Source organism: Martelella sp. AMO21009, from assembly GCF_053484295.1.
Genome location: NZ_JBAKFR010000027.1, coordinates 18,597 through 30,248 on the forward strand (window position 1 = coordinate 18,597; position 11,652 = coordinate 30,248).

At 63.1% G+C, this 11,652-nt stretch carries 13 protein-coding genes; 9 read left to right on the forward strand and 4 right to left on the reverse strand.

The window, feature by feature from the left end; all coding sequences use genetic code 11:
• Positions 1-3: 3 nt before the first annotated feature.
• Together V6766_RS20545 and V6766_RS20550 are read right to left on the reverse strand one after the other, a co-directional pair.
• On the reverse strand, positions 4-1,305 hold the full coding sequence (locus V6766_RS20545; RefSeq protein WP_448469677.1) for a TRAP transporter large permease: 1,302 nt from the start codon (positions 1,303-1,305) through the stop codon (positions 4-6).
• Positions 1,302-1,772, reverse strand: coding sequence for a TRAP transporter small permease (locus tag V6766_RS20550; protein ID WP_448469679.1), 471 nt, complete (start codon positions 1,770-1,772; stop codon positions 1,302-1,304). The genes V6766_RS20545 and V6766_RS20550 overlap by 4 nt, the downstream gene beginning before the upstream one ends.
• 146 nt (positions 1,773-1,918) lie before the next feature.
• Between V6766_RS20550 and V6766_RS20555 the strand changes: the two genes are divergently transcribed.
• Positions 1,919-2,854 (forward strand): LysR family transcriptional regulator, encoded by a 936-nt coding sequence (locus V6766_RS20555; RefSeq protein WP_448469681.1) that lies wholly within the window; start codon positions 1,919-1,921, stop codon positions 2,852-2,854.
• 67 nt (positions 2,855-2,921) lie between these two features.
• On the opposite strand, the gene V6766_RS20560 is transcribed toward V6766_RS20555, so the two are convergent.
• On the reverse strand, positions 2,922-3,269 hold the full coding sequence (locus V6766_RS20560; protein ID WP_448469683.1) for a hypothetical protein: 348 nt from the start codon (positions 3,267-3,269) through the stop codon (positions 2,922-2,924).
• Between the two features lie 41 nt (positions 3,270-3,310).
• On the opposite strand from V6766_RS20560, the gene V6766_RS20565 reads away from it, so the two are divergent.
• Genes V6766_RS20565 through V6766_RS20580 form a run of 4 tightly spaced genes read left to right on the forward strand, consistent with a single transcriptional unit; the run spans position 3,311 to position 4,724 of the window.
• Positions 3,311-3,634 carry an ArsR/SmtB family transcription factor gene (locus tag V6766_RS20565; protein ID WP_448469685.1) on the forward strand — a complete coding sequence of 108 codons (324 nt, stop codon included), beginning with the start codon at positions 3,311-3,313 and terminating at the stop codon, positions 3,632-3,634.
• A complete protein-coding gene (locus tag V6766_RS20570) occupies positions 3,631-4,029 on the forward strand; it encodes an SRPBCC family protein (RefSeq protein ID WP_448469687.1) in 399 nt (132 codons plus the stop codon). The genes V6766_RS20565 and V6766_RS20570 overlap by 4 nt, the downstream gene beginning before the upstream one ends.
• 44 nt (positions 4,030-4,073) lie before the next feature.
• A complete protein-coding gene (locus V6766_RS20575; protein WP_448469742.1) occupies positions 4,074-4,454 on the forward strand; it encodes a DUF1801 domain-containing protein in 381 nt (126 codons plus the stop codon).
• A 51-nt stretch (positions 4,455-4,505) separates the two neighbouring features.
• Entirely contained in the window at positions 4,506-4,724 is a 219-nt protein-coding gene (locus tag V6766_RS20580; protein WP_448469689.1) for a hypothetical protein, read from the forward strand.
• A 195-nt stretch (positions 4,725-4,919) separates the two neighbouring features.
• On the opposite strand, the gene V6766_RS20585 is transcribed toward V6766_RS20580, so the two are convergent.
• Positions 4,920-6,629, reverse strand: a complete 1,710-nt coding sequence (locus V6766_RS20585) for a putative bifunctional diguanylate cyclase/phosphodiesterase (protein WP_448469691.1) — start codon at positions 6,627-6,629, stop codon at positions 4,920-4,922.
• Between the two features lie 323 nt (positions 6,630-6,952).
• On the opposite strand from V6766_RS20585, the gene V6766_RS20590 reads away from it, so the two are divergent.
• The 4 genes from V6766_RS20590 to V6766_RS20605 all read left to right on the forward strand — a co-directional run bounded on the left by V6766_RS20590 (position 6,953) and on the right by V6766_RS20605 (position 11,602).
• The gene (locus V6766_RS20590) at positions 6,953-8,164 is read left to right on the forward strand and encodes a CaiB/BaiF CoA transferase family protein (protein ID WP_448469693.1); all 1,212 of its coding nucleotides are present in this window, start codon (positions 6,953-6,955) and stop codon (positions 8,162-8,164) included.
• 13 nt (positions 8,165-8,177) lie between these two features.
• Complete coding sequence (locus tag V6766_RS20595; RefSeq protein WP_448469695.1) at positions 8,178-9,203, forward strand: acyl-CoA dehydrogenase family protein; 1,026 nt, start codon at positions 8,178-8,180, stop codon at positions 9,201-9,203.
• Positions 9,200-10,348 carry an acyl-CoA dehydrogenase family protein gene (locus V6766_RS20600; RefSeq protein ID WP_448469697.1) on the forward strand — a complete coding sequence of 383 codons (1,149 nt, stop codon included), beginning with the start codon at positions 9,200-9,202 and terminating at the stop codon, positions 10,346-10,348. The genes V6766_RS20595 and V6766_RS20600 overlap by 4 nt, the downstream gene beginning before the upstream one ends.
• Positions 10,349-10,468: 120 nt before the next feature.
• A complete protein-coding gene (locus tag V6766_RS20605; RefSeq protein WP_448469699.1) occupies positions 10,469-11,602 on the forward strand; it encodes a TAXI family TRAP transporter solute-binding subunit in 1,134 nt (377 codons plus the stop codon).
• Positions 11,603-11,652: the final 50 nt, after the last annotated feature.

Genomic DNA, 11,652 nt, shown 5'->3' on the forward strand with positions numbered 1-11,652 from the left:
ATGCTATGGCGTATTGGCGAAGTCCGGCAGCACGGTTGCGATAGCCGGAAACACCAAAATGAGAACGAGCACCGCGATGAGCGCCGCCACGAACGGCATCACCCCGACGAAGATGCTTGCAAGCCGGACGTCCGACATCACGCTTCGCACCACGAAGACATTCATTCCGATGGGCGGCGTGATGAGGCCGAGCTCGGTGACCATGACCACGACGATGCCGAACCAGATCAGATCGACATCGGCGGCGATCAGCGCGGGCAGGAAGACCGGCACGATCAGGAGAAGGATGCCGAGCGATTCGAAGATCATCCCGAGCAGCAGGGCGATCAGCGCGATGCTGGCCACCAGACCGAGGGGGCTGAGCCCCATATCCTCGACAAGGAACATCAGGTCGAAGGGCATGCCGGACAGATTGATGAACTGCGCGAAAACCAGCGTGCCGAAAATGATCATGAACAATGCCGCCGTCGTCACAGCCGCCTCGACCAGGATCTCCACCCAGACGGACAGGGCGCGCAGGCTTCCGCGCGCGAAGGCGATTGCCGCCGCGCCGGTCGCGCCGATGCCTGCGGCCTCGGTCGGCGTGAATATGCTGGCGTAAATGCCGCCGAGCACGAAGACGAAGAGAAGCAGCACGGCGATCACCGAACCGCCCGCGCCGCGTTTGCGCGCGGCCGGTGCGCCCGTTCTTGCGGGGCCGGCTTGCGGGTTCAGCGTCGTCCAAATCGCGACCGTCAGCAGAAAGGCGGTGACGAGAAGCAGTCCCGGCAGGATGCCGGCAATGAACAGGGTGCCGATGTCCTGTTCCGCAATGATGCCGTAGATCACCAGCGGAACCGAGGGCGGGATCATGATGCCCAGGGTTCCTCCCGCCGCGATCGTGCCGGTGGCAAGACGATCCGAGTAGCGGTAGGCGCGCATCGACGGCAGCGCCACCCGCGTCATGGTGGCGGCCGTCGCCAGCGAGGAGCCGCAGACGGCAGAGAAGGCGGCGCAGGCAAGCACCGTTGATTGCGCCAGACCGCCGCGAAGGTGGCCGAGCCTGGCGTGGGCGGCTTCGTACAGGTCCGTGGATATGTCGGCGCGGTAGATAAAGGCGCCCATGAGGACGAACAGCGGGATGATGGAGAGGTTGTAGTTCGTCGCCGTCTCGATGATCTGGCTGCCGGTCATGGTCAACGCGGCCCCGAGCCCGCGCTGCAGGGCAAAGCCGGCAACGCCCACGAAAAGGGTCGCGAAGCCGACGCGGACACCGAAGAAACAGAGAAGCAGTACAATCGCGAAACCGATGAGGGCTGTCGTCATTTCTTGCGCACCGACGTGGTTATTTGCAGGCCCGCGGCGACGGCGCAAAGCACAGCGCCGGGCAGAGACATCCAGGCGCTTGAGAATTCGAGAACGACCGTCACGCGTCCCATGCGGATCGCATCGACCCCGTTGCGCGCCAGCTCGACGCTTATCAGGAGGAGACCGATGGTCGAGACGGCGCCGATCAGGATGTCCCGCGAGCGGCCGAACATCCGCGACAGCGGCTGGTCGAAGACGTCAACCGCGATATGCTGGTCCTGATGGGAAACAAGCCCCATGGCGCTGAAAATGGTGATGGCCAGCATGACCTGGATGATTTCGGCCGCGCCGTAGATCGGCGCCGAAAAAAGGTAGCGGCCGACCACATCGGCAAAGGTGACCGCCATCATGGCGAACAGAAAGAGCGCGGTTATACCCCGCAGCAATCTGAGGTCCCAGCGCGTCCTGGAAACGTCTGCTTTCATCTGGCGATATCCTCCCGGAACATCCGCCAGGTCTCCTCCCCCACGAATGTCCGTGTTCAGACTGCAGGAGTCTAAAAATTCTTGCAAATTGTATAATCGCAAGTTTTTATTCCCTTATGGAATATTAAAAACAGCAAGGAGCGCGCGTGAAGCTCGACCCCCGCCACCTCATTCTTTTTGCGACACTCGTGGAACAGGGGTCATTTTCGCGCGCGGCGCGGGTCCTGGGAATTGCCCAGCCGGCGGTCAGCAAGACAGTTGCCGCGCTGGAAGCGCGCCTCGGGCAGGCCCTGTTGTTGCGCCGAGGCAGGCCGCTCGAGCCGACCGAGACCGGCAAGCAACTGGCCGCCAGCGGCAGGCAGTTGCGGACGATCGTGGAGGACGCCTCCCAGAAAGCGCAGATGATCAAGCAGGGGCGGCTCGGGCGCCTGCGCGTCGGGGCGCCGCCGTTCTTCTGCGAGGACGTGCTTGCCCAACTCGTGCTGCGCTTCCACGATGAGAACCCGCTTGTCAGCTTCGAACTGGAGACGGGCTACGCGCCCGAGCTGCGTGATCGCGTGTTCGAACGAAAACTGGATATCGCTCTGGTTCCGATGGCAACGACCGGCACCTCGGACGGCATGCCCCAGAGCCACCTCATGGATGTCACCCATGCGATCGTCGCCCGGCAGGAGTATCGCCTGCCCACGGATATCAGCCTGCGCCAGTTTTTCGATGAGGCGCTCTGGCTCGACCACGCCGGTGAGAGCATTCTGCAGAGCTACGCCCTCAACGCCTTCACCCGGATGGGCGTGACGCGCCGCGAAAGCGTTTCCTCCGTCAAATCCGGCAATGCGCTGTTCAACATGCTGCTGTCGATCGACTCGCTTGCCGTCCTGCCGATCGTCACCGTACTCCCGCACCTTCGTTCGCAACGGCTGAAGATCGTGTCGATTCCGGCGGAAATGCCGATCGTTCCCTTCGGCCTCATCACGCACAACGCAATCGAATCGACGCCGCTCCTGAAAGCGTTCAGAGCCCTTGTCGAAAACGCATTCGAGGACCTGGCAAGAGACGCAGCCGCAGTCGCCAGCCGGTTCTGAGCGACGCTTGCGGCGCGACGGCCGAGCCTCACGCCCGCCAGGATGACGCTGCCCATGACCGCGAAATTCAGGGATGAGGGAATGCCCAGAAGATTGACGAGGTTCTGCAGCCGACGCCAATGATCGAGCCCTCGCCGCCGCGCTCGGCGAGTTTTGGCTGCGCGGCGGCGAGGGCGATCACGGAGTACGGGATGCCGAAGCTGCGGCCGGCGACGAGAAATTCGAGCGCCGGAAATTGGTTCCAAAGGTGAAGCCGGCCGTGCCGTCGTTGCAGAACGCCGTCAGGAAGTCGAATAATGGCCGAACTGGTCACATCGCCAGCATCAGTTTTTGACCTTGCGATCCAGGCAGGCGCAACCGGCACAGCGCGGTAGGCAAACCGGCCGAAATTTTTACTTGAAAAACCATAACTCATTGGTTATCGATAAATCATAATCGGAGAGCTATGAATTGCCGTTGACCCAACCCCACGAGATCCTGTTCAAAACGCTGGCGGACCCGACACGCCGGGCGATCTTCGAGCGCCTGTGTCGCGAAGGGGATCAGACGGTCAAAGCGCTGACGGAACACGCCGGGATCTCCCAGCCGGCCGTCTCCAAACATCTCGGCGTGCTCAAGCGCGCCGGGCTCGTCGTCGACCGCCAGGATGGCCGCCAGACACATTACAGCCCGCAACTTGAAGCCCTGGCGCCGTTGACGGACTGGACCGACCGGATGGCGCGTTTCTGGGAGCGCCGCTTCGACGACCTCGAAGACCTGCTGAAGAGGATGGACAATTGACCGAGACCCGCACCGTTGTCGTCGAACGCGACCTGCCGCATCCGCCGGAGAAGATCTGGCGCGCCCTCACCCAATCCCACCTGATCGGGGAATGGCTGATGAAGACCGCCTTCACGCCTGAAGTGGGGCATCGCTTCGGATTCAGCGCGGAATGGGGCGAGGTCGCCTGCGAGGTCCGGGCGGTCGAGAAACAGAAGGCTCTGGAATACAGCTGGGATGCGGGCGATCTGCTCTCCGTGGTCAGATGGACCCTCACGCCGACCGATACGGGAACGCGCCTGCGCATGGAACAGACCGGCTTCCGGACGGATCAGCCGAACTATTATGGCGGCGCGAAACTGGGCTGGCCGCGCTTCTTCGACAGGCTGGAGCAGGTACTGGCCGAGATCGATTGAGGCGCGCGGGCCATGCGCAGCGCAAGAAGCAAAGGACCATGACCATGACCAATGCGCAACAGGAGCAAAATCCATCGCAAAAGATCGATGAAAGGATCAAGGAACTGGGCGACTGGCGGGGCGACACGCTCTCCCGCATCCGGGATATGATCAGGGAGGCCGCGCCCGATATCGTCGAGGCATGGAAATGGCGCGGCGTTCCGACCTGGTATCGCAACGGCATGATCTGCACCGGCGAGACCTACAAGGACAAGGTCAAGATGACCTTCGCCAGGGGCGCGTCCCTGCCCGACCCGACCGGACTGTTCAATTCCAGTCTCGACGGCAATGTCCGGCGGGCCATCGATTTCCGCAAGGGCGACGCGATCGACGAAGAGGCGCTGTCGGCGCTCATCCGCGCCGCCGTGGCACGAAACGCCTCGTGACCTTCGGGCTCGAGCCCGTTTCGCATCCGACGAACATGTAAGGAGGTACAATTGAGCTGGAGCAAGCTGATAAGGCAATGTCATCGCTGGCTGTCGATCATTTTCACCCTGATCGTGATCGGCATCTTCGGCGCCCAGGGGCTTGGCAAGCAACCCGTGGAATGGGTGTATTTCCTGCCCTTGTTCCCGTTGTTCCTGCTGCTGATCACCGGCCTCTATCTGTTCGCGCTGCCTTATTTCAGCGGGCGGCGCAGCAAGTCAGGCGCGTGAGGCCGATCGCAGCCGAATGTCAGGGAATATTGCGATCCTGACGGTAAGCGCCACCCGTGAGCCACCCGAAGCCGAGCCCTTCTTCGCGGCCTTGCCCGTTTCCCGAGGACGCGCCACCTTGCCGCTTCGTTGGCGAGAATGCCGCCTCCGCCGCAGACGCAAGAACAAACCTCGTTCAGCCTCTCAGCCGTGTGATCATGAGAGCTCTCCTTTTCCTGTCGGCTCGCTTGCCTCAGCGACGCGTTCGTTCACCCTTGAAGGCGGCTCCGGCCGGCCGAGGAGAAAGCCCTGAAGTTCGGGACATCCCATGTGCCTGAGGGCGACGCGCTGGCTCTCGTGTTCGACCCCTTCGGCCGTGACCGACAGGTTGAGTTCCTTTCCGATCGCGAGAATCGCGCGGATGATCGCGACGGAGCGAGCATCGGAATCCAGATTTGAAACAAAACTGCGGTCGATCTTGATCCGGTCGAACGGCATGCGCTGTATGCTGGATATCGACGAGGTTCCGGCGCCGAAATCATCCAGCGCCAGCAGAACGCCGATCTCCTTCAATTGCGAAAAGGTCTGCGCAACCATCTCGCTCGCGCCGATCAGAGCCGATTCCTTGATCTCCAGTTCGAGGCGTCGGGGCGCAAGCCCGGAGACGTCAAGCGCATGCCGGACCGTTCCGGCCAGGTGCCCGTCCTCAAGCTGCGTCGAAGAGACATTCACGGACACACGCACATTTTCCGGCCACATCGCAGCGTCACGGCATGCCGTCTCCAAAATCCAGGCGCCGAGCCTGCGAATGATGCCGGTTCTCTCGGCAACCGGGATAAAGATGTCCGGAGAAATCTCTCCTCTTTCAGGATGCGTCCACCGGGCGAGCGCTTCATATCCGACGACAACCGAATCCATGCCGTCGCACAGAGGCTGATAGGCAAGCGCGATATCGCCATGGGTAATCGCTGCGCGCAATTCCTTTTCGACGTCCCATTCCTGCCAAACCTGCCCGTCAGCGGCGTGGTCGAAACGAAGATAGCTGCCCCCGCCCGACCGCTTGACCGCGTACAGCGCCATGTCGGCGTTGTTATAGAGTTCGTCCGTGCCCGAAGCATCATCCGGAAACAGCGCAATTCCGATGGAGACCGAGACGGAGACGCGCGTCTGCCCCACGAGAACCGGCTCTTCGAGCGCGCGGATGAGGCGCTTCGCCAGGGTGAAGGCGCCGGCCGGTTGCTGGACGCCCACCTGGACGACGCAGAATTCGTCGCCCCCGATCCGCGACACCGTGTCGCCGGACCGGACATGACCGGACAGCCGCCGGGCCACCACCCGAAGAAGTTCATCGCCGGCGACGTGACCATATCGGTCATTGACCTGCTTGAAACCGTCAAGATCCAGAAGCAGAAGCCCGACCTTGGCCTGCGAGCGCCCGGAAGCAGCGACGGCCTCGGCAAGCGTATCCGTAAGGTGGTTGCGGTTTGAAAGGCCCGTCAGCGGGTCGTGCTCGGCAAGATAGGCGGCCCGCGCCTCGGCCTCCCGGATCGTCGTGACATCCGAGAGAATGGCAAGGATGAACGGCTCCCTGCCATCAGCCGTGTCGAGTTCGACAAGCCGCTTGCGGGTCACGATGACATGAACGTCGCCCTTTGCATCGGTGACGACCTCTTCATTCTCGTTCGGTTCTCCAGTCTCGAACACCTGGTTGTCGACCTTCCAGAAAACAGCGCGCTGGTCCTCCGGCAATTGTTCATCCAACGAGCCGAGCAAAGCCTCCCGCGACCTGCCAAAAAACACGCAGGCGGCATCATTCGCGACCACGATCCTGTGAGCGCGGTCCTTGATGATAACGGGCAGCGGCATGGCATTCAAAACCGTCTGGAGGTTGTCAATCGTGGCCCGGATTGTAGAACGCGAGAACATGGACAGCCTCCCGGAAGCTTTCTCTTCAGTAAACAGGTTTTTGTCTCCGTGACTGCGGACTTGCCTGCCCGGCAGTACGAAAAGACACTTCTTGCGGCGTCATAACACGAAGCCCGCCTGGCAATGAACCTTACCAATCGCGCAGTCGTGAGGCAAAATTTGCGAAGCGTCAACTCAGTATCCGGCAACAACATCCTGACATAAACGCCGGCGCCGGGCAGCATGAACTTCCACAAAGATTAAAAAGTCATATTTAAGATTTTTTGATTGCGCAAACGTCGCCGCGCTGGCATTTTCCCGCCGGAATGGAAAGGGAGGATAGCATGGCCGGATGTCTGGACCATATCAGGGTTATCGACCTCAGCCGCGTCTTCGCCGGGCCCTGGGCCGGGCAGATGCTGGCCGATTTCGGCGCCGACGTTATCAAGCTGGAACACGTCAAGGGCGGCGACGATGTCCGACGCATGGGCGTTCCTCACCTGGATGCCGATGGCGCGCCGACGGGCGAAACCTCAAGCTTTCTGGCGATGAACCGCGGAAAACGCTCGGTGGCGCTGGACCTGAAATCGCCGGAGGGGCGAGAGATCGCCCAAAAGCTGATCGAGAACGCCGATGTGCTGATCGAGAACTTCAAGACCGGCACGCTGGCCCGCATGGGGCTCGACTATGAGACGGTCGCCAGGCTCAACCCCCGCCTGATCTATTGCTCGATCACCGGCTTCGGCCAGACGGGACCGATGGCGCACCTGCCGGGCTATGACCCGATCTTTCAGGCGATGAGCGGGCTGTTGTCCATCACCGGCTCGTCAAAAGACGAACCGGCGCTGGTGGGCTATTCCATCTCGGACATCACGGCCGGGCAATATGCGGTGGCCGCGATCCTTGCGGCGCTGAACCATCGCGACGCCGTTTCTGGCGAGGGGCAGTTCATCGATATCGCCCTGCTCGACACGCAGATCCATGCCGCCTCGCATATGGCGATGAACTACCTCTCCTCGGGCAAGCTCCCGCGCCGCAATGGCACCGCCTCGCAGATCACCTGCCCCTGGCAGGCCTTCGACTGCGCCGATCGGCCGATCATGATCGCCATCGGCAATGATCCGCAGTTCCGCCGCTTCGCGGAGTATCTGGGGCTGGAGGGCGTGGCCGATGACGAACGCTACGCCACCAACCTCGCAAGGGTGCAGAACGCCGATACCCTGGTCCCGCTGATCGCGGAGAAGCTCGCCACAAGAAACGCCGACGCCACCTATGCCGAACTCGAGGCGATCGGTATACCGGCTGGACCGCTCAACAGCTTCGAGGACACGCTGCGAATGCCGCAGGTCAAGGTGCGCGAACTGGTGCGGCAGCTCGACCATCCAAGGGCAGGCCGCGTCAATTACATCGCAAACCCGGTGCGGTTTTCGGGCGACCCGGTGGCCGCCACAAGGCCGCCGCCCCTGCTCGCCGAGCATACCGACGAGGTGCTGCGGGAGATCGGTCTGACCGAGGAGCGCATAGCCGAACTGCGCGGCACTGGCGCGATTGCATAAGGGGAGCGAGACAATGGAAGACTGGATGGAAAACGCCCGCATGATCGTCGACAGCGCGCGCGCCATCGTGCCCGCCGACGGCGATCTCGGCCGCGTCCGTGCCGCGCGCGGCAAGGGCACCGACCGCGCCATGATGGCGCGGGCGGGCGAACTCGGCCTGTTCCTGATGCGCGTTCCGGAAGAAGCCGGCGGGCTGGGGCTGGGCATGCGCGAGACATGCGAACTGATGCAGGTGCTGGGCGGCGGGCTTGTGCCCGAGCCCATCGGATCAACCATCATGGCCGGCGCGCTGCTCGGCGAGGCCTTCCCCGAAGAGGCCGCAACCGGCGCAGCGATCATGGTGATGGCCTGGCAGGACGATGCGGCCTCGCTGGGTTTCGAGGGCGGCGCGGCCGGCGGCCGGCTGAACGGCGTCAAGATCGCCGTGCCGGGCGACGCGGATGTCTTCGCCGTGCTGACCGGGGCGGGCGTCGCCGTCGTGTCGCATGATGCGAAAGGGGTCACGGTCAATCAGGCCGATACGCTGGATGGCGGGCGAATTGCGACGCTGCATCTCAACAATGTGGCCGCCGATCTTATCCCATGCCCGCAGGCCGAGACCGTTGTGGAGGATGCAAGTCTGGCGCATTCCGCCTTTCTGCTCGGCCTTTCGGACCGGGCATTGGCGATCACGCTCGACTATCTGAAGGTGCGCGAACAGTTCGGACGCCCGATCGGCAGCTTCCAGGCCCTGCAGCATCGCGCCACCGAAATAAAAATCCGGATCGAGCTGTTGCGCGCCGCCGTCATGGCGACGGCCGCCCGCTTCGACACCGGGGCCGCCGGCCGCGCCCACGACGCCGACCGCTGCAAGCTGCGCGCGGCCGAGACCGCGATGCTGGTCGCCCGCGAGGCCGTGCAGATGCACGGCGCCATGGGCATTACCGACGAGGCCGATATCGGCCTGTTCGTCCGCCGCGCGATGACCGATGCCAATCTTTTCGGCGCCCCCATGGCGGTGCGCGCCCGCCTGGCCCGCACTCTGGAGGACGCAGCATGAGCACCGATTACAACGCCATGCCGGACGGCGAATTCCGCGCCATGATCCGCGATTTCGTCGAAAGCGAATATCCCGACATCCCCCGTTTTCCGCTGGAACGCCTGCACTGGGACGAGGTGAAGCCCTGGTACATGGCGCTGTCGCGGCGCGGCTTCCTGTGCCCGACATGGCCCGTCGAACATGGCGGCATGGGTCTTTCCGCCGGCAAGCATCTGATCATGATCGAGGAATTCGAGCGTTTCGGCGCGGCCCGCGTCCACGACATCGGCCCGGTCATGCTCGGACCGCTGCTGCTGAAATACGGAACCGAGGCGCAGAAGGCGCACTACCTGCCGCGCATCCTGTCCGGACAGGATATCTGGGCGCAGGGCTATTCGGAACCCGGCGCGGGCTCCGACCTTGCGGCCGTGCGCTGCGAGGCGGTGCGCGACGGCGATGAATGGGTCATCAACGGCCAGAAGACCTGGACCACGCTCGGCATGGATGCGAACTGGATCTTCATCCTCGCCCGCACCGACAAGACCGTGAAGAAACAGGCCGGGATCAGCTTTCTTCTGGTGCCGATGGATGCGCCCGGCGTCACCACCCGCAATATCGAGAACCTCGCCGGCGAAGCCGAATTCTGCGAGGTGTTCTTTGACGATGTCCGCGTTCCGCTGGACCATATCGTCGGCGGCGTCAACGAGGGCTGGACCGCCGCCAAGGCGCTACTGGGACATGAGCGCGTCTTCATCGGCGCGCCCCGGCTGTCGGCAAGCGCGCTTGCAAGGCTCGCCCATCTGGCGAAGCGAAACGGCGTCTGGGACGTTCCGGTGTTCCGCGACCGCTATGTCGCTCTGGAATGCGACACGCGCGATCTCGGCGATCTGTTCCAGACCTATCTGGACCGCCTGAAGGACGGACGGGAGATCGGCGCGGACGTCGCCATGCTGAAGATATTCCAGTCCGAATTGTACCAGCGCATCTCCGAACTGATCATGGAGGTCGCCGGGCCCGAGGCTGGCCTGTCGCATCCGCCGGACGACGACCGCCGCTTGCATGCCGCCGCCACCTATCTTTCGGCGCGCCCGACCACGATCTTCGGCGGCTCGACCGAGATCATGCGCAACGTGCTGTCGAAAGCGGTGCTGGGTCTGCCGAACTGAATCTCCGGCTTCATTAAATCATAGAATTGACTTTTAGGCTCATAGCGGCCATGGTGACCTTATCGGGGCGTGGAGGCCGCGGTTGTTTTCCGGAAAACGGATACCTAGGGAGGATTTCGCTTGTTTCATTCTAACCTCATGAAGGGCACGGTCGTGGCCGTTGCCATGCTGACCGCTCCGGCGGCCTTTGCCCAGGACGATGTGACGCTGCCGAAGACGATGATCTGGACGTCCTACGATCTCGGCTCGACCGGCTATGTCGAGGCCTCGGCCATGGCCGACGCGCTGGACAAGACATTCGGAACGGCCGTGCGGCTGACGCCTTCGGGCACCGCAATCGGCCGCTTGCTGCCGCTTGTGCGCGGCCGCGCGAATTTCGGTTTCATGGGCAACGAGATCCTGTTCGCTTCGGACGGGACTTATGAGTTCGCCGCCGCCGACTGGGGCCCGCAGGATTTGCGCGTGCTGATGGGCCGGCCCGCCGCCGTCGGCCTTGTCGCCGGCAACGACACCGATGTCGGAACCATGGCAGACCTCAAGGGCGCCAAGGTCGGTTTCGTCGAAGCCAGCCCCTCGACCACGATGAACACCGAGGCCGCACTCGCCTTCGCCGGCCTGACGCCGGACGATGTGGAGAAGGTGATGTATCCCGGATATGGCGCCATGATGTCGGCCTTCGTCGCCGGCGAGGTGGACGTGGTTCCGGTCACCACCACCGTTGCCGCTCTGCGCGAAGCAGAAGCCGGGCGCGGGTTCCACTGGCTGGACATGTCCGCAGACGATACCGAGGGCTGGAAGCGCGTGGCCGCGCGGGCAAGCCTGTTCAACCCGATCACCATGACCAAGGGCGCCGGCATTTCCGAGGAAAACCCGGCCGAACTCCTGGGCTACAGCTATCCGCAGCTGACGACGCTGGCCAGCACCGACGAGGATGAGGTCTACAACCTTCTGAAGGCGCTGGACCAGGCCTATCCGGACTACAAGGACGCCAATGCCGTGATGGCAAACTGGAGGCTGGAAGAGTCCGGCCGGACGCCGTCCGGCGCGCCCTTCCATCCCGGCGCGATCAAGTATCTTACGGAGCGCGGCATCTGGACGGATGCGGACCAGGCCTGGAACGACCAGCGCATTGCCGAGATCGAAAAGACCAAGGAAATGTGGGCCGCGGCGACCGAAGCCGCCAAGGAGCAGGGCGTCTCGTCCGATGACTGGGTTGCGTTCTGGGAACAGTATCGCACCGAAAACGCCCAGTAATCCTCAACGGACGCGGCCGTTTGCGCCGCGTCCGCAAACTCCGCCTCGCG